The sequence below is a fragment of the uncultured Slackia sp. genome (genome assembly GCF_944321625.1).
GTDB lineage: Bacteria > Actinomycetota > Coriobacteriia > Coriobacteriales > Eggerthellaceae > Slackia.
On record NZ_CALUMA010000091.1, the window covers coordinates 39503 to 58223 of the forward strand.

General features: G+C 61.1%; 14 protein-coding genes. 9 read left to right on the forward strand and 5 right to left on the reverse strand.

Annotated elements, in window-relative coordinates; all coding sequences use genetic code 11:
* Positions 1-18: 18 nt before the first annotated feature.
* The 7 genes from leuS to Q0J60_RS08220 all read left to right on the forward strand — a co-directional run bounded on the left by leuS (position 19) and on the right by Q0J60_RS08220 (position 7823).
* Positions 19-2595 (forward strand): leucine--tRNA ligase, encoded by a 2577-nt coding sequence (leuS, locus tag Q0J60_RS08190; protein ID WP_294440435.1) that lies wholly within the window; start codon positions 19-21, stop codon positions 2593-2595.
* A gap of 82 nt (positions 2596-2677) precedes the next feature.
* Positions 2678-3556, forward strand: coding sequence for an AzlC family ABC transporter permease (locus tag Q0J60_RS08195; protein WP_294440436.1), 879 nt, complete (start codon positions 2678-2680; stop codon positions 3554-3556).
* A complete protein-coding gene (locus tag Q0J60_RS08200; RefSeq protein WP_294440437.1) occupies positions 3543-3872 on the forward strand; it encodes an AzlD domain-containing protein in 330 nt (109 codons plus the stop codon). Before Q0J60_RS08195 ends, Q0J60_RS08200 begins: the two co-directional genes overlap by 14 nt.
* Before the next feature lie 244 nt (positions 3873-4116).
* Complete coding sequence (locus Q0J60_RS08205; protein WP_294440438.1) at positions 4117-4758, forward strand: vancomycin high temperature exclusion protein; 642 nt, start codon at positions 4117-4119, stop codon at positions 4756-4758.
* 297 nt (positions 4759-5055) lie between these two features.
* Positions 5056-5904: an amino acid ABC transporter substrate-binding protein gene (locus tag Q0J60_RS08210; protein ID WP_294440439.1), complete on the forward strand. Its 849-nt coding sequence runs from the start codon at positions 5056-5058 to the stop codon at positions 5902-5904.
* A 269-nt stretch (positions 5905-6173) separates the two neighbouring features.
* Positions 6174-6812 carry an amino acid ABC transporter permease gene (locus Q0J60_RS08215; protein ID WP_273121244.1) on the forward strand — a complete coding sequence of 213 codons (639 nt, stop codon included), beginning with the start codon at positions 6174-6176 and terminating at the stop codon, positions 6810-6812.
* A 237-nt stretch (positions 6813-7049) separates the two neighbouring features.
* Positions 7050-7823, forward strand: a complete 774-nt coding sequence (locus Q0J60_RS08220) for an amino acid ABC transporter ATP-binding protein (protein ID WP_294440440.1) — start codon at positions 7050-7052, stop codon at positions 7821-7823.
* Positions 7824-8317: 494 nt separating this feature from the next.
* Here Q0J60_RS08220 and Q0J60_RS08225 read toward each other — a convergent pair whose 3' ends face one another.
* The 4 genes from Q0J60_RS08225 to Q0J60_RS08240 all read right to left on the reverse strand — a co-directional run bounded on the left by Q0J60_RS08225 (position 8318) and on the right by Q0J60_RS08240 (position 13731).
* The gene (locus Q0J60_RS08225) at positions 8318-9253 is read right to left on the reverse strand and encodes a 3-hydroxyacyl-CoA dehydrogenase (RefSeq protein ID WP_294440441.1); all 936 of its coding nucleotides are present in this window, start codon (positions 9251-9253) and stop codon (positions 8318-8320) included.
* A gap of 211 nt (positions 9254-9464) precedes the next feature.
* Positions 9465-10034, reverse strand: a complete 570-nt coding sequence (gene raiA, locus Q0J60_RS08230) for a ribosome hibernation-promoting factor, HPF/YfiA family (protein WP_294440442.1) — start codon at positions 10032-10034, stop codon at positions 9465-9467.
* A gap of 255 nt (positions 10035-10289) precedes the next feature.
* On the reverse strand, positions 10290-11813 hold the full coding sequence (gene pyk, locus Q0J60_RS08235) for a pyruvate kinase (RefSeq protein WP_294440443.1): 1524 nt from the start codon (positions 11811-11813) through the stop codon (positions 10290-10292).
* Positions 11814-11961: 148 nt separating this feature from the next.
* Positions 11962-13731: an amidohydrolase gene (locus tag Q0J60_RS08240; RefSeq protein ID WP_294440444.1), complete on the reverse strand. Its 1770-nt coding sequence runs from the start codon at positions 13729-13731 to the stop codon at positions 11962-11964.
* A gap of 379 nt (positions 13732-14110) precedes the next feature.
* Between Q0J60_RS08240 and nhaA the strand changes: the two genes are divergently transcribed.
* Entirely contained in the window at positions 14111-15706 is a 1596-nt protein-coding gene (gene nhaA / locus Q0J60_RS08245) for a Na+/H+ antiporter NhaA (RefSeq protein WP_294440445.1), read from the forward strand.
* A 495-nt stretch (positions 15707-16201) separates the two neighbouring features.
* A complete protein-coding gene (locus Q0J60_RS08250; protein WP_294440448.1) occupies positions 16202-17005 on the forward strand; it encodes a YebC/PmpR family DNA-binding transcriptional regulator in 804 nt (267 codons plus the stop codon).
* A gap of 666 nt (positions 17006-17671) precedes the next feature.
* Here Q0J60_RS08250 and Q0J60_RS08255 read toward each other — a convergent pair.
* Positions 17672-18565, reverse strand: coding sequence for a MerR family transcriptional regulator (locus Q0J60_RS08255; protein ID WP_294440446.1), 894 nt, complete (start codon positions 18563-18565; stop codon positions 17672-17674).
* Positions 18566-18721: the final 156 nt, after the last annotated feature.

The window sequence follows — 18721 nt, forward strand, 5'->3', positions numbered from 1 at the left end:
CGGCCGTCAGGAGGAGAGATGAAAGAGTACAACCCCCACGAGATCGAGCCGCGCTGGCAGAAGGTCTGGGAAGAGACCGAGCAGTACAAGATGGAGGGCGACGCATCCAAGCCCAAGAAGTACGTGCTGGAAATGTTCCCGTACCCTTCGGGCGACCCGCACATGGGTCATGCGCGCAACTACTCCATCGGCGACGTGATCGCCCGCTACAACAAGATGCGCGGCTATGACGTGTTGCATCCCATGGGCTGGGACGCCTTTGGTCTGCCCGCCGAGAACGCGGCCATCAAGCACAACGGCCACCCCGCCACCTGGACTTACGGCAACATCGAAACCCAGCGCAGCGTGTTCAAGCGCATGGGCCTGTCGTACGACTGGGACCGCACGGTGCGCACGTGCGACAAGGAATACTACCGCTGGGGCCAGTGGATCTTCCTCAAGATGTGGGAGATGGGCCTGGTGGAGCGCCGCAGCAACCCCGTGAACTGGTGCGAATCGTGCCACACCGTGCTCGCCAACGAGCAGGTGACCGAGGGCGTGTGCTGGCGCTGCGGCAACCCGGTGGAGCGCCGCGAGCTGGAGCAGTGGTACTTCAAGATCACCGACTACGCGCAGGAGCTGCTGGACGACCTGGACAAGCTGGAAGGCTGGCCCGAGCGCGTCAAGCAGATGCAAGCCAACTGGATTGGCCGCTCCGAGGGCGCCGAGGTCGATTTCGTGCTGTGCGACAAGGACGGCAACGCGCCCGCTGAGCCTACCGCCGACGACATTATTACCGTGTTCACCACGCGTGCCGACACGCTGTTCGGCTGCAGCTTCTTCGTGCTGGCGCCGGAGTACAAGGGCCTCAAAGAGCTGGTGGCCGGCTCCGAGCAGGAAGCCGCCGTGCTGGATCTCATCGCCGCGTCCGAAAAGGTGAGCGCCGTGGAGCGCGCCCAGGGCGACCGCGAAAAGCACGGCGTGTTCACCGGCCGCTACGTGGTCAACCCCATCAACGGTCAGAAGGTGCCCGTGTGGGTGGCCGACTACGTTGTGGCCGACTACGGCACCGGAGCCGTCATGGCCGTGCCCTGCGGCGACCAGCGCGACTTCGAGTTCGCTCGCAAATACGACCTGCCCATCGTGCCCATCATCCTCATGGAGGACGAAATCGCGGCCATGGTCGAGGAATCCGGCAAGACGCGCGACGAGGTGATTGCCCAGTTCAGCGCCCAGACTGTCGATTGGGCTGAGGCGCACGCCGCCGAGGGCACGCTCGTGCAGTCCGGCAAGTACACTGGCATGATGGGCGGCAAGCACTCCGCAGGCGAGGAGGCCATCGTGGCCGACCTGGAGGCCGCCGGCACCGGCCGTCGCAAGGTGGAGTTCCGCCTGCGTGACTGGCTGATCTCGCGTCAGCGCTACTGGGGCAACCCCATCCCCGCCATCTACTGCGACGACTGCGGCATCGTGCCCGTGCCCTATGAGGATCTGCCGGTCGAGCTGCCCATGGATCTGGACATCACCAAGGGCGAGCAGCTGGCCGACCACAAGGAATTCGTGGAGTGCACCTGCCCCAAGTGCGGAAAGCCCGCGCGCCGCGAGACCGACACCATGGACACGTTCACCTGCTCCAGCTGGTACTACCTGCGTTACTGCGACCCGCACAACGACCAGGCGCCGTTCGACCGCGAGCTGGTGAACCGCTATATGCCGGTGGACCAGTACATCGGCGGCATCGAGCACGCCATTCTGCACCTGCTGTATTCGCGCTTCTTCACCAAGGTGCTGCGCGACGCGGGCATGCTGGACTTCGACGAGCCGTTCACCAACCTGCTGTGCCAGGGCATGGTGAAGGATGAAAACGGCGAAACGATGTCCAAGTCCAAGGGCAACGTGGTATCGCCCGTGAAGATGATGGACGCCTATGGTGCCGATGCCGTGCGTACCTACATCCTGTTCATGGCGCCGCCCGATAAGGACCTGGATTGGAACGAGGCCGGTCTGGGCGGCATCTACCGCTTCCTCAACCGCGTGTGGCGCATCGTGTACGACCTGATGGGTCAGGCCGGCGAGGAGACGCTGTACCAGCCGGGCTCCGAGAGCCAGGCAGCGGAAGCCGCCAAGGTGCTGCTGCGCGAGCGCCATCGCGTGGTGGGCAAGGCGACCGACGACTTCGAGCGCAACAACTTCAACACTGCCATTTCGGCGATGATGGAGCTGGCCAACGCTGCGGGCGACTACCTGCGCAAGGCCGCGCCCGCCGCGCGCGACGCCGAGCTGGGTCGCGATGTGGCCGAGACGCTGGTGAAGCTGCTCTCGCCCATGGCCGCGCACATGACCGAAGAGCTGTGGCACACCGTGCTGGGCCACGAGGACAGCGTGCATGAGCAGGCATGGCCCGAGTTCGACCCCGAAAAGGCTAAGGCCGACGAGGTCGAGCTGGCCGTGCAGATCAACGGCAAGGTGAAGGCGCGCATCACCGTGGCCGCCGACGCCGCCGAGGATGCGATCATCGAAACCGCTCTCGAGGCCGCCGCGAACGCGATCGGCGACAAGACCGTGGTCAAGAAGATCGTGATTCCTGGTCGCCTGGTCAATATCGTTGTCAAGTAACGGGTCCGAAAGACTCGCAGGTTCGATGCGAAGGAACCGTCCTCAACGGGCGGTTCCTTTTTCGTAGAAGGAAGGAGGGCGCATGTTCGATTCGTCTTCGCCTGAGGCGCGGGGGCTTTCGATGGCGCAGGTCAAAGCCGTAGTGCGGGCCGACGCCGCCGTGGCCATCGGGTATGTGATCGTGGGCATCCCATTCGGCATGATCGGGGCCAGCCTCGGGTTCGAGCCGCTTCAGGTGTTCATGCTGTCGTTCTTCTTTCTGTCGGGAGCCGGCCAGGCCATGATGCAGAACATGCTCATGGCGGGCTTCGCCATGCCTACGGTGCTCGCCAGCGTGATGCTGGTGTCATCGAGGCACATCTTGTACAGCGCCGCCATGGCGCCATATACGCGCGGCATGAGGTTCCTCCGTCGGTTCGCGTTCGCGTGGAACCTGACCGACGAGGGATTCGGCGTGAACATGGACCGCCTTTCTTCCGGGGAGCGCTGGACCGCGAACCAGATAATCGCCGTGAACACCGCGAACCAGGTGCTGTGGGGCGTATCCACGTTCGCCGGCGCGGTTCTGGTCAATTTCATCTCGCTGCCTGCCGCTATGGCGAGTTTCGGCGTGACCTGCATCTTCGTGTGCATGCTGGTGGGCCAGCTCAAGGGCGCGAGCACGTTTTTGGCTGCGGGTGCCGCCATCGCTGGCGTGTTTGTCGCGAAGCTCGCGGGCCTTGATGGCATCGCTGTGATTTTGGGCGCGATTATCGGTGTTGCTGTCGGTTTCTTTGCTGGCGAAAAGCTGGGCCATGGCGGTGACGGGGAAAGACTTTCTAACGGTGATAATCCTGCCGGCGCTTCGAACCGAATGAACGAAAAGGACGATGTGGCGCCATCGTGCGCGACCGCCTCTGCTTCGTTGACGCCGTCTACCTCGCTTTGCACGGGAGAGGAGGCGCGCGATGCCCTGGCCTGAGTTTCTTCCTCTGTTCGCGTTCATGTGCATCGGCATGTATTTGATGCGTCTCATTCCTATCAGCGTGCTTTCCGACCGCGAGCTTTCGCCGCGCACCAAAACGCTTCTGGGCTATATCCCGCCCGCGTGCTTCGCGGCACTCGTCGCCAACGACCTGCTTTCTCCCAGCATGTTTGCAAACGGCATTTGGCCTGGCCTTATGCCGCTCATTGCTACAGCCGTGGTGGTGCTGGTGGCCGCCAAGACCAAGAGCATGGTGTGGTGCATCGTCGTGGGCATCGCGATGTACGCGCTTCTGGGGTTTGTGCCGCTGTAGGATTCCGCAAGTCCCTGCGCACTCATGGTTTCGTTCTGGCGTTCCGATGCTCATTCGATGCAGTTGAGATGCTGCGCATGTGGAGGTTGGACGGGCCGGCTTTTTATCGGCCATGCGTAGGCTAGGATGATGCTTCAACTTTTCTTGAAGTTTGTTAAGGCATTTGCGCGCAACAAACCCAAGCGCGTCGGGTGCCAGAGGGCGATTGATCGATGGCGAGGCATCGGAAAGGACGGTCGGCAGCGTGATTCGCGGCATATTCAAAGGCATTGCCAGCGTGCTCTTGCTTGCTGTTCTTGCCCTCGTGGGAATCAACGCGTGGACGGTGCTTTCGGTCAAGCCGCATATCGAGCCTACTCCTGCTGCCGTTGCGGAATCGGGGCAGACGTACGACTGCATCATCGTGCTGGGCGCCAGCGTCTATGCCGACGGCACGCTTTCTCCCATCTTGAAAAACCGCGTCGATGCTGCCATCGAGCTGTACAACCAGGGCGTGGCTCCTATCATTGTCATGTCGGGCGACGGGCGCGCTTCCAACTACGATGAGCCCACCACCATGAAGGAATACGCCATCAACCAGGGCGTTCCTGCCGATGCCGTCTACTGCGATCCCGGCGGGTATCACACTTATGACACCATGTGGCGTGTCCATAGCGTGTTCGGGGCGCAGAGCTCGGTGGTGGTCACGCAGGAATATCACCTGTATCGCGCCGTATACGATGCGCGTGGCGTGGGCATGGACGCCATAGGCGCGGTGAGCGACACGGGCACCTATGAGAACCAGCTGTGGTATGACGTGCGCGAATGCGCCGGTCGCGTGCAGGATTTCTTCCAGGTGCTCACGAACGCCGTCCCCGACAATCCTTACGTTGACGTCGAGGTGTAAGTTCGAATTCATGTGTCCGCAGGGGTGATATGCGGATTGCTTTTGACTCAAGTTGGTTTAAGGCGCTCGGTCCTCGTGCTGGGCGCCTTTTGTGTGCGCATCAGCGATCGCAGCATGCCGCCGACCGCTGGGCGAATCGTGTGCGCATTGCACTCTAGCACGCTGCTGTGCTATACTCTTGCTCGCACACTTTAGCACGCTAAAGTGCCACCAAGGAAAAAGCACGCCGCCCTTCGCGTCAAACGCAATGCGGCGGCCAATGAAACGCTAGAAAATGATTCAAGGAGAGGGATCGATATGCTGAGAAGAAAATTCGTGATGCTGATGGGTACGGCTGCGGTTGCCGCGATGTCGGGTTCTATGCTTGCCGGCTGCTCGGGCGGCTCCAAGGACGCTGCAGAGGGCGGCGACGCGTCTGCCGCTACCGACCCTTCTTCTCTGACCACCTTCATCGTGGGCTTTGACCAGTCGTACCCGCCGTACGGCTTCGTGGGCGACGACGGCGAGTTCACCGGATTCGACCTGGATCTTGCGGCCGAGGTGTGCGAGCGCAACGGCTGGACGCTGCAGCTTGAGGCTATCGACTGGGACGCCAAGGACACGCTTCTCAACAGCGGCGCTATCACCTGCATCTGGAACGGCTTTACCATGGAGGGGCGCGAGAACGACTACACCTTCTCCGAGCCCTACATGCTCAACGAGCAGGTTGTGGTGGTGAAGGCTGACAGCGGCATCGCTTCTCTCGATGATCTTGCGGGCAAGGCTGTTATCACCCAGGTCGATTCCGCGGCGCTTGACGTGCTTGAGGGCGGCATGGCCGATCTGGCTGCCACGTTCGCCAGCCTGGAAACCATCGGCGATTACAACACCGCGTTTATGCAGCTCGAGTCCGGTGCCGTCGATGCCGTGGCGTGCGACCTGTCCATCGCTCAGTACCAGATGAGCGCGAAGCCCGACGTGTACACCCAGCTTGATGAGGCGCTTTCGTCCGAGCACTACGCCGTTGGCTTCAAGAAGGGCGACACCGATCTGGCCGACACCGTGAACGCGACGCTCAAAGAAATGGTCGCCGACGGTACGGTCGAGGAGCTGTGCGACAAGTATGCCGAGTACGGCCTGACCTACGATAACTGGATTCTGGCGTAACTCGAAATGCAGGCTGTTGCGGTGCGACGATTGGCGAAGTTAGCAAGCAAAACCTTCGCGACTGGTAACGGCGATCAGCCTGATAAGGCACAATCGCGGGAGGAATTTTCCTTCCGCGATTTGCGCGTGTAGGGGTAGAATGGCTCTTCACGTTTTTAGCGTGTGGGCCAGGCGGGCTTCGCAAAACCATGTGTGCCGCATGCGTCGCGAGAGGGCATGCACCGCGCATCAGAATGTTGGAGAAAGGGACGTTCGTGGAAATAACCACCATGCTGACGATGCTGGGAGAAGGCTTCCTGGTAACGCTGCAGATTTTCTTCCTGACGCTCATCGGATCGCTTCCGTTAGGCATCGTGGTGGCGCTGGGACGCATGAGCCGCTTCAAGCCGCTCGCGCTTATCGTGCGCTTCTATATCTCGGTCATGCGCGGTACGCCGCTCATGCTGCAGATGTTCGCCATCTACTTCGCGCCGTATTACGTGTTCGGCATCGAGCTGACTACCGATTCCAAGTTCAACGCCACCATCATCGCGTTCATCATTAATTACGCGGCATATTTCGCCGAAATCTATCGTAGCGGCATCCAATCCATCCCCAAGGGTCAGTATGAGGCTGCCGAGGTGCTGGGCTACTCGCGCCTGCAGACGTTTGGCAAAATCGTGCTGCCCCAGGTGGTTAAGCGCATCCTTCCCGCCATGGGCAACGAGATCATCACGCTGGTGAAGGACACGTCGCTCGCGTTCGCCATCGGCGTGGCCGAGATGTTCAGCACCGCCAAGGCGCTCGTGGCGTCGCAGGTGAGCATGGTGCCGTTCGTGATCGCCGCCGTGTTCTACTGGGTGTTCAACTTCGTGGTGGAGGTCGTGCTCAACCGCGTGGAAAAGAAACTCGACTATTACCACGACTAACGGGTTGCGCCGTTCTGCCCGAACGGCGCTGCCACGCGTGGGACGCTGCGACGCTGCGAACGAATCTGGCGGCCGTTTTGCCCCTTGTTTGGGGCACGGCGCCGCACGAAGGCGGCTTGGCCCCAAGGCGGGGCAACTCGACTCGCCGGATTCGTTCTCGCTGTTTCGTTCCGTTTCCGTAGATCGAGTGCATGCTGCTTGTATGATGTAGTTGCTCCCAAAGGTTAAGGAGTGTTCATGTCTGATACGAACCCTATTGTGCGCATGGCGCACGTGAAGAAGAGTTTCGGCGAGGTCGAGGTGCTGAAGGATATCTCGCTGGAGGTGTACCCCGGCGAGGTGGTGGCCGTGATCGGCCCGTCGGGCGGCGGCAAGTCGACGCTTTTGCGGTGCGCGACGCTGCTGGAAACGTTCGACGCGGGCGAGCTGTCCTACGGCGATTTGCAGGTGGCGCACACCGAGGGAGGCAAGGCCGTCTATGGCGCCAAGGACGTGATTAAGCAGGCGAAATCGCGCTTTGGTCTGGTGTTTCAAAACTACAACCTGTTCCCGCACTACACGGTGCTCAAGAACATCATGGATGCGCCCGTCAGCGTGCAGAAGCGCGACAAGGCAGAGGTTGAGCGTCAGGCGCGCGAGCTTATTGCCAAGATGGGCCTGGAGGGTAACGAGGGCAAGGTGCCCTGCGAGCTCTCCGGCGGCCAGCAGCAGCGCGTGAGCATCGCGCGTGCGTTATGCATGAACCCCGAGATCGTGTTCTTCGACGAGCCCACGAGCGCGCTTGACCCCGAGCTCACCGGCGAGGTGCTCAAGGTGATCAAACAGCTTGCGACCGAGCACATGACCATGGTGGTGGTTACGCATGAGATGCAATTCGCACGCGACGTGGCTGATCGCATCGTGTTCATGGACGGCGGCGTGATCGTGGAAGAGGGTCCTGCCGATCAGGTAATCAATCATCCCCAGCACAAGCGCACGCAGGACTTCCTGGCGCGGTACGAAAACAACTAGATTTCACCATCGCATATTCGCAAGAAAGCAGAGCCCCGATATTGCCGGGGCTCTTTTCGTATGGGATTGCGGGGCCCCTCTGGCAGCCAACTTTTTGCGTTTGGTGGACATTTTGAAATTCACATTTGCGATGTTGGCAATTTCTTTCGTTCGGTGGACGCCCTGACAGAAAATCTCGCCACTTTTCATCGATTGGTTTACCAATTTGGCTTATGAGCATCGTAAAGTGGTCCGGCTTCGGTGCACAATCGGCGATTTTTGGAGGAAAGGTCGAACTACCGAAAAAAGTTGCCTAAAAAGTTTTGTTTGAATGTCCACCGAACGAAAGAAATTGCCAAACCAGGAAATAGGAATTCCGAAACGTCCACCAAACGCAAAGTATTGCCATCAGATAGCGAGAGGAATTTCCCTGAGACGCAAGACGACGAGTGCCGCGGCGGGGGACGCTTCCGCGTGCGTCTTCATCGTGGGCAACACTTTTGCTGTCGGAGACGTTATTGGTACGAATAGAACCCTTCGCCGGCGGCAATGCCTGTTTTGCCGGCGTCGATCTTTTCCTTGAGGAGCGCGGCGATTTTGCCCGGCACCGATTCAGGGTCGTTTGCCTGCGGATTCATGGCCACGATGTTGTAGGCGGTGGTCAGCCCCACGATGTCCAGGATGCGGAAGGGACCCATCGGCGCACCGGTGGCAAGCATCCACGTTTTGTCGATGACCTCGGGTTCTGCCACGCCCGTAGCGTAAAGTGCCTGCGCCGAGTTGAGGAACGGTACCAGCATGCTGTTAAGGATGTAGCCGGGCTGCTCTTTATGAAGCGGCAACGGCACCATCCCGATGGCGGCAGCGAAGTCTACCACGGCGTCGAATGCCTCTTGCGAGGTGCCCGCATGCCCCATGACCTCAGCGGTGTTATTCTTCCAAATCTGGTTGGCAAAGTGCAGCGCCAGATATTTTTCGGGGCGGCCGGTGGCTTCGGCGAACATGCTAGGCAGAAGCGTGGATGAATTGGTGACCACGATGGCGCGCTCCGGCAGGTGGGCGGCTAGTTCGGTATAGAACGCGGTCTTTTGGGCGGGGTCTTCGGCGATGGCCTCGATGACCAGGTCGGCGTCGCGGGCGGCTTCCTCATAGCTGGTGGTGAAGCGAATGCTTGCGAGCGCCTTGTGCGCTTTGGCCTTGAGCGCGTCGAGCTCTTCGGCGCTCGCGTCGGATGCTGCTAGTCCGCGGCAGTAGGCGGCGAGGTCGGTCTTCATGGCCTCGAGCGCATCAACGTAGGTTTGCGCCAATCCGGCGAATTTGGGCTTGGCGCGCTTTATGGACGCGTCGCTGCGCACCCATACCGTGACGTTGAATCCTTTGAAGGCGGTCTGGAACGCGATCTGGCTTCCCAGCACGCCTGCGCCTGCAACGGTGACGTTTTTGATTTCCATGGCTGCTCCTCTTCGTATGTAGCCTGTTAGATTTGGCCGCAGCGTACATGGCGACCTCGCGTCATGGGGAAGACGCCGCACGAGAAGAACAGAGTTGAGGCAACAAAAAGGGGAGCCCGAAGGCTCCCCGATGGTTTGTGTGCGGTTTGCGTTGAGCGTGCCGCATCGTTGTGGCGTGCCGCTTGCGAAGCCGCGTGCGCCGAACGCCCCGCTATTCCGCCTTGGGCTTGAGCAGGCCGTAACCGCCGCCGGTGCGACGATACAGCACGTGCACCTCGTTGGTGTCGCGGTCGGTGTACACGAAGAAATCGTGGCCCAAAAGGTCGATCTGCACCAGCGCCTCTTCCTCGGTCAGCGGGGTGAACTCGACCTCCTTCACGCGCACCACTTCGTCGTCCGCGGAAAGCTCAGCCATGAGCTCGTCGAAATCGACGCCCGTGGGCTCGATGGCGGGCTCGGCAGCCTTCAGGGTTTCCTTCATGCGATGGTCGATGACGCGGGTCTTATACTTGCGCAGCTGGCGCAGCACCTTGGCGGCTGCCACGTCGATGGCGGCGTACATGTCTTCTTCGTGCTCTTCCACATGGATGGTGTGGCCCTTGGGGCGCAGCGTGACTTCGCAGATGCACGGAACGGGGCGGTTCTTCTCAACGCGCAGCACCACTTCGGCGGTGGGGATGTCAAGGCTCAGCACCTTCATCGCGTTGCCGATTTTTTCGGTGGCGTACTCGTTCAGCGCGTCGGTTACCGTGACTTTCCTGCCGATGACTTTGATCTCCATGCTTTCCGTCCTTTCTAGTGTCGGCCCTCGTCCACCGTTCGGGCGAAGGCTTTCCACGAAAACATGTCTTGGTTCGTGTCGCCTGCGCATGGTGCCGGCGACTTCGCTTCCGCTTTACTGCGGAAAAGTATTTGTTCATTGCTATGGTAGCGCACTTCGTACCATATTGGTGCCACGCGTTGCCATTCTGTGACGCGACCTGCGTCCACGTGTCCGTGTGTAGCCATGCGTCTCACACAACGCGCCCGGGAATGGCTATCGAATCTGCACCACCTGCATCACGTTGGTGGGGGCGATGTTCGCATCGTCGGGACGAATGTCCTCATCGGGGGCAGTTTCGGCGTCTCCGGTGGTAATCACGGCGATGTCGCCCGGGCATACGTATCCCGCCTCTTGTACCTTCGCTATCGCGTTGCCCATGACCTGGCGCCTTGCCCCCTGCATGTCGTCCAGCAGCGGCACAACGCCCCAGTTCAGCTGCATCTGGAGCATCACGTGCTCGTCGGGGGTCACCGCGTAGATGGGCATGCGGGGGCGCAGCTTGGAGATGAGGCGCGCCGTGCGGCCCGACACCGTGGGGGCGATGATGCAGGCGGCGTCCAGCGTTTCGGCCGTTTGAACGGCGGCGATGCCAACGGCAAGCGACGCGCGGGCGTGGATGCGCTGTCGGTCGGGCTCATGTTCCTCGAACAGATGCGGTTCGGTTTCGCGGGCGATGCATGCCATGGTGCGCACGGCTTCGACGGGGTGCGCGCCCGAGGCGGTTTCGCCCGAAAGCATGACGCAGTCGGTGCCGTCGTAGATGGCGTTCGCCACGTCGGCCACCTCGGCGCGCGTGGGGCGGGGGTTGCGCACCATGGAATCGAGCATCTGCGTGGCCGTGATGACCGGCTTGGACTCGCGGTTGCACAGGCGGATGATCTCTTTCTGCAGGTGGGGAACGCGGTACGTGGGAACCTCCACGCCCAAATCGCCGCGGGCCACCATGATGCCGTCCGCCTCGTGCACGATGTCGGCGATGTGGTCGAGTGCGCCCGCCGCCTCGATCTTGGCAACCACCGCGATGCCAGCCCCGCCGTGGTCGGCGAGGAATTGCTTGATCTCTTGCACGCCGGCTCCGTCGCGCACGAACGACGCGGCCACGATATCCACGCCCTGCTGGATGCCGAACAGCAGATCGGCGCGGTCCTGCTCGGTCACTGCGGGGAGCGGCAGCTGCACGCCGGGTACGTTGATGGATTTGCGCCGGCCCAGCACGCCGTCGTTGAGCACGGTGCAGATGATGTCGGAGGGGATGGAATCGTGATGCGCGTCGTCGTGCGTGGCGATTGAGTTGGCAGGCGCGGGAGCTGGGGATGCACTCGGCGTGATGCGCACCACCTCAAGCTCGATGAGCCCGTCGTCCAGCAGGATGTGCGCGCCGGGCGCAAGGCTTTCCGCCAAGGCGGGACAATCATGGAGGATGCGGCTATCCGTTTTGTTCGTGATTGGATCACTGGTGAGCGTAACGGTTTGCCCAGCATGCAGCGTAATGGGCTTTCCGCCAGGCAACGAACCGGTGCGGATCTCGGGGCCTTTGGTGTCGAGCATAATGGCGCACGGTACACCCATCTCTTCACGCAGGCGCTTTATGGCGGCGATGCGGCGCGCGTGCTCTTCGTGGCTGCCATGGCTGAAATTCAGGCGCGCCACATCCATGCCGGCTTCGAGAAGCGCCCGCAGCATGCTCTCACCGTCGACCGTCGGCCCCAGTGTGCAGATGATTTTCGTGCGTCGCATAGCTTCTCCTAAAACTTTTATGTCTTTGAATCGCCTCATCGGACAGTTATCACGACGGCGTTTCCAAAAGGCATAGCATTTCTTATAAGAGCTCTCATCAGGCCATTCATGTTTTTCCGAATGTTGCACGGAGCATCTTCTGCACAATTCACTCCCCAAACACCTGCCGCTCTGCCACGAAGGTGGCGATGGCGTGCGTATCCAGGATGAGCTCGGGGTCGAGCCGCACCTCGTCGCCCGTCAGATCGCGGTCGAACACGGCGATGTCGGCCGCCATGCCCGCTTCGAGCGTGCCCGTCATGCTTTCCACGCCCGCCGCGCAGGCCGACCCGTACGTGTAGGCGGAAAGCGCGGCGCGCATGGGGATGCGCTCCTCGGGCAGCCATCCGCCGTCGGGCTCATGCGTCGTTGCATCCTTCCTGGTCACAGCAGTATACAACCCTGCCATAGGGTTGATGTCAACCACAGGCGCATCGGTGCCGAACGCCATCTGAACGCCTTCGTCCAGATACGTTCCGAACGGCCACATCCAGCGGCAGCGCTCCGGCCCCAGATCGCGCTCGGGGCCGCCGGGGTCAAGCGTGATGTGCGGCGGTTGCACTGATGCCACCACCCCTAGACGCGCCAGGCGCTCGATATCGTCGTACTGCAGATTTTCCAGATGCTCAAGCGTGTTGCGTCCGGGCGTGCTCGTCCCATTCGCCCGCATCGAGGGGCGTCCGCACAGCCTTTCCGCCTCTTCGAAAATGTTGAGCGCCAAATGAATTGCCTCATCGCCGATCGCATGGATTCGCACGGGGTAGCCCATGCCGTTTGCGTTCAGCACCAGCTTGCGCATGCGGTCGTAGGACACGGTCAGATGCCCGCGGTCGCCGGGATAGCGCGCGTTGGTGTAGGGGTCTTTGAGGTAGGCGGTGTGCTGGCTGGACACGCCGTCGAAGAACTGCTTGAAACCGCACGCCTGCAGCATGCATCCGCGCAGGTCGCGGCGCATGGCCTCGAAGCGGCTCAGGTCGTCGGTCAGGGTGGGGAACAGGTGCACGCGGGCGGTGAGTTCGCCGGCGTCAAGCAGTCTGCTCCATACGTCGTCGCGGATGAAGTCCATGCCGGGGTTGGCGGCAAGGCTCATGTCGCAGATGGCGGTGATGCCGCACGACGCCATGCGACGCAAAAAGCCGCGATATGCCTGTGTTACCTCGTCCAGCGAGAACGACGCCATGATGCGCGGCAAAAGCTCCATGGCGGCCGCCTCGCGCACGATGCCGGTGAGTTCGCCCGCGTCGTCGCGCTCGTAGGTACCGCCCTGCGGGGGCGTGCTGTCGCGTGTCACGCCCAGTTCCTCGAGCGCGCGCGAGTTGAGCCACAGCGTGTGGCCGTCGCCGGAATACATGGCCACGGGGCGGTCGGGGAAGGCGGCGTCCAGCGAATGCTTGGTGGGAAGCACCGGCGGGTTCCATCGGTATTCGCGCCACCCCTGCGAGAGCAGCCAGCCCTGCGGCTTGCGGGCGGCAAGGGCGCGCATGCGCCTCACGCAGTCGGCCTCGCTTTCGCCCAGGAAGTTCTCGGCCAAGGGGCTCGCGTACAGCGCGCTGTGGAAGGCGTGCACGTGGGCGTCGTGCAGGCCAGGACATACAAACGCGTCGCCGTAATCCACCACGCGCGTGGCAGGCGTGCGGAAGGCATCGATGTCGGCGGGGTCCACCACGGCAAGAATGCGTCCGTCGCGCACGCACACGGCGGCGGGCTCTGCGTCAGGCGGAGGGGGAAAGGGAATGCTCGGCAGAGGTGGCAGCATGCGATCGCGGGAGCTGTACGGCCTAGGGCGTGCCTCCACGCCCGTGAACACGTTGCGGCTCACGATGATGAGGTTTGCCTCGTGGGTGGAGGCGGGACGTGCTTCAGATGAGGGTGTTCTCATGGTGTGCCTTTCGCGTGCGGCGTGGTTCTTGTCGCGTCAGGTTCGATGCGCGATTCGTGCTCAAGGATATTGTGAAGCCAATGCGCGGTTTAGAAAAGAGAAAAGCGATTTCCAATGTCAATTCGGTTGGCCGCGAACGTCGGTGCGTGCCAAGGCGCCCGCACGCTGGGGCGCCCGGTCGTATTGTCGGTATTTTGGTGACAATTTCGCGACGGAAGCAATCGGGGGCAATGGGGGCGGGGTTGCTGGATATAATGACGCCCATGCTTTTTCGCAAGACCGCGACGCGCCATGATGATCCAAAGCGTCGCGCGTTCGCGCGCATGAAGACGAAGCGCGATAATAAGGCCATTCTCCCGAAGAGAAACGAGTAGAGCGAATGACCCAAGAAAACCAGCACGTCCCCAACAGCCAGCACGCATCCGCCAACCAGGGCGGGCACGGCGACCAGCCCCTGTTCATCAAAGAAGTCAGCCGTCATCAGGTGCGCTACCTCAAGGTCGTCGAATTCACCCATTCGGCAACCAAGGCCGCCGGCATCATGCTGCTTGCCGCCATCGCCGCGCTCATCGTGGTGAACTCGCCGGCAGGCGAGGCGTTCGAGCACTTTATCCACGAGCCGGTGGGCATCTTCTTCGGCGATGCCGTGGCCTCCATGTCGTTGGGGCATGTGATCAACGACATCTTCATGGCGGTGTTTTTCCTGCTGGTAGGCCTGGAAATCAAGTACGAGATGACCGTGGGCGAGCTCACCAACATCCGTCAGGCGCTGCTGCCCATCGTGGCGGCGTGCGGCGGCGTGGCGGCACCCATCGTCATCTACAGCATCTTCAACGCGGGCAATCCTGCCACGGCGGGCGGCTGGGGCGTGCCCACCGCCACCGACATCGCGTTCGCGCTGGGCATCTTGGCGCTTCTGGGCAGCCGCGTGCCCAGCGGCATCCGCGTGTTTTTGTCCACGCTGGCCGTGGCCGACGACATCATCGCCATTCTGGTGATCGCGATTTTCTACGGCCAGGCTCCCAGCCTTGCTTGGATTGCGGCGGCGGCCGTGGTGCTGCTGGTGGGCGTGGCGCTCAACAAGGCGCACGTGTACTCGCTCGTGCCGTATCTGCTGGTGGGCGTGGTGCTGTGGTACTGCGTGTTCATGAGCGGCGTGCACGCCACCATCGCGGGCGTGCTGCTGGCGTTTGTGATTCCGTCGGGCTCGCGCGTGAACCTGAAAAGCTTCACGGCGTGGTCGGGCAAGAAGATCCGTCAGGCGCATGAGGCCTACAAACCTGGTGAGCCCATCATCGGCCAGGAGGAATACATGCGCAACGTGAGCAACCTGTCCTCCGTGGCGCGTCTTGCCATTCCGCCCGCCACGCGTCTCGAGCACAAGCTGTATCCGTGGGTGTACTTCGCCATTCTGCCGCTGTTCGCGCTGACCAACGCCGACGTCATGCTGGTGGGCTCCGACTCGGCGAGCTTCTTTGCCAACCCGGCGTTGTTCGGCGTATTCTTCGGCCTGCTGCTGGGCAAGCCCATCGGCATCATGCTGTTCAGCTTTGCCGTGGTGAAAGTGTTTAAGCTGGCGCATCTGCCTGAGAACGTCACCTGGCGCCACATATTCGGCGCGTCCATCCTGGGCGGCGTGGGCTTTACCATGGCTATCTTCGTGGCCAACCTGGCGTATGTGGATCCTGCCGATGTCACCTGCGCGAAGGCCGCCATTCTCGCGGCGTCCACGTTGGCGGGCATCGTGGGCTTTTTGGTGCTGCTTTCTGCGGCGCGTGCCGATGCCAAGCGCGGCGTGGTGTACGTGACCAGCGCCGGCGCCGATGCGAACCTGCAGGTGGCCGATGCCGAGGCCACTGAGGCCAGCCGCGAGCTTCTGGATGCCATCGAGGATGTTGACCGCGCGCATGTGGAGGAATTCGCCCAGCCCGGCCGCGGCATTCACGAAGTGGCGGCTCACGTGAAGCGGGATTAACGAAACGCGTGGCGACTGGCGCGCACAAACGCCCTCATCTTTAAGCGAGGTGGTGGAGGCGGCTTCGCCAAACGGCGCAGGGGGTCTCGACCTCGCAACCGTTCATTCTCTCAAGCTTCCCCTCTCCAGCAAAGGGCGTCAAAAGCTACGGTGAAACTGCCCAGTTCGCTTCGTTTCACCGTGCATTTGACGTCCTTTACGTCTGGGCTCTTGCGCCTGTCGTGCTGTGTCGGCCTTCGTGCCCGTCTCTGGGTCTGGTTTTTTCTGGTCTTTGCCGCCGCTCTATGGCAATGACGTGGTGATAATCGTCCTTTTCTTTACGAATGCAGGGGTTTTGCAGTAAACTAGCGCGTCGGAATTTTCCTAAGAGCGATATCGGGAACGCGGCGCGTCGCAGGGCGCTTCGATAGAAGGCGTCGTGCGGCGGAGCAATGGTCGGCGAGGGCGCAGGCCTGCATGTCGCCGTTTCCGATGGATAGCAAGAAAGAGGCGATTATGTCAGGCCACTCTAAATGGGCAACCACCAAGCATCGTAAGGCCGCGCAGGACGCGAAGCGCTCCGCCCTGTTCAGCAAGCTTTCCCGCAACATCACCGTTGCGGCGAAGGAAGGCGGCGACCCCAACCCCGATAACAACGCGTCGCTGGCTGCCGCAATCGAGAAGGCCAAGGGCTATTCGCTGCCCAAGGACAAGATCAAGACCGCCATTGACAAGGCGTTCGGTTCGGGCAAGGACGCTGCCAACTACGAGACCGTGGTGTACGAGGGCTACGGCCCCTGCGGTGTGGCCATCTACTGCGAGGCTCTGACCGACAATCGCAACCGCACCGCCGCCGACGTGCGCGCCGCGTTCAACCATCATGGCGGCAACCTGGGCACCAGCGGCTCCGTTGCCTTCATGTTCGAGCGCAAGGGCCAGGTCATGGTGGCCAAGGAGGTTGAGACGGGCGACAAGAAGAACCCCGTCAAGCCCAACGGTGCTGCCGCTGACGAGGACGAGTTCATGATGGCCGTAGCCGAGGCCGGCGGCTCCGACTACGAGGACGCTGACGACGAGTGGATCGTCTACACCGCCCCCACCGATCTGATGGCTGTCAAGCGCGGTCTGGAGGAGCAGGGCGTCGAGGTGAAGGGCGCCGAGATGACCATGGAACCCACCACCCCTACCGACGTGACCCCCAATGATGCCAAGAAGGTCATGCGCCTGGTTGACAAGCTGGAGGAGCTCGAGGACCTGCAGAGCGTCTACCACACCATGAACATGACCGACGAGGTCATGGCTGCTCTCGACGAGGAGTAAGCAGATTTAGACGAAGAGTAAATTCAACAAAAGTCAGAGTCAGATAAATCAAGTGCATTGCGGCGGTCCATGTGGCCGCCGTTTTTTATGATTAGGCTTGCTTAGGGCTATAGGGCGCAAGACAGGGTTTGAGACGAGGCAATTTGCCTGCTTAGTGTCGGCCTGAGACGGCATGAAGAGGTCATTTTTCGCTCGAATGGGCGATTCACAAATTGGAAATCCGACTCTTGGTCAAAAGGGCTTCGAATGGGCGAATGGAGGATTCATTTTTGTCGTAGTGAGACTGGTTTTGCCGGCGGGAAGGGTGATGATGGTCAGGCTAATGGCCTGTAAACCGCAAATGCCGCATCGTATGGCGTACAGTTTGAGATAACTGGGATTCCGCGAACCCCCATTTCGCCCATTCGATGAAATAATGACCACGCCTTATCGAGCGAACCTCTAATCCGCCCATTCGATAGATTTTTGACCACATGGGCGTGTCAGCGTTGATTTTTGCGACACCGTGATGGAGAACGACGGTAGCTCCGTAGGCGAAATGTCGATTACTAGTCATTGGTCTTCTGGACGGAAACGGGTGAAATGGGTAAAGAAAGGCAACAACGCATCCTTCGCTATCGGGGAGGTTACCTCACGGTCTGTTAACGACAATCTATCAACAACCTGCTAGAGGCTCGTGAGCACCTCGACCGCATAGTCGGCACCGTTGATGCCGGCATCCCAGATTTCTGTTGCGAGTATGGTGCTATTCGTGTTGTCGCACCGGTCGAACAGCGATTCGAAGCAGTCGGTCAATGTGGGCGCCCCTATGCGCCATCCGCGGAACGTGGCGGCGGGAATCGCCCGCATACGCCCTTCGCCTGCCGCACGAATTTCTTCGTGCGCCTGATGGGCGGTCATCCATGAGGGAATCGCGGCGGCGACGAACGTGTGCCACGTGCGACGATGCGCCTTCTCATCAGGGGTTGTGGCGTTGCTGGAAGCAAGCGTGCCAGACCCTGTGTTGTGGGTTATGGATGCGCTTTCGGCAAAACTTACCAGTCCTTGAGCGTACAGCGGAATGACGCCTGCAGCTTTGGCCTGCTCGTACAGCTCGGTTGTGGCGGTGGTGTAGCGCTTCAGGTTGAAGCGTTTTGTCGGCCACTCTTTGCACAATAGCAGCTGCTTGGGAAGGTCGCGCTCGTAAGGGGTGGGCTGCTTGGCGAGCTGCTTCTGCGTGCACGCTTCGTCGAGGTAGCCGTCCAGCTGGCTCAAGGTGATTTCCGCCTTGTGCAGGTTTTGGACGGCAATCTCGCGGCTCCATGCGAGCAACGCTTCCAGATCGGCGATGCCGCCGTCGTCCATGTGATCGCGCAGCTCTCTCAAGGGGATTCCCAGGTCAATGCAGGTGGTGATGATGTCGATATCCACCATCTGGCGCATGGAGTAATAGCGGTATCCGCTCTCGGGATCCACATACACCGGCGGCAGCACGCCCATGCGCTCGTAGTATCGCAGCGACTTTACGCCCACGCCCTTCATCTTCGATACTTCGCCGATGCTTAGCAGCTCGCCTTTCATGTATGTTGCCCTTCCTGATGCCTTCCTTCACGATTTATACACCGGCATCCCTTGACTCTCCCATTATGGGATAGTTTAACCTATCGCAACGCAAAAGGATTCGCGCGGCCTCGGTGGTGCTGCTCACGCGGCTTCAGCGGTGCTGTGGGCGCAGGG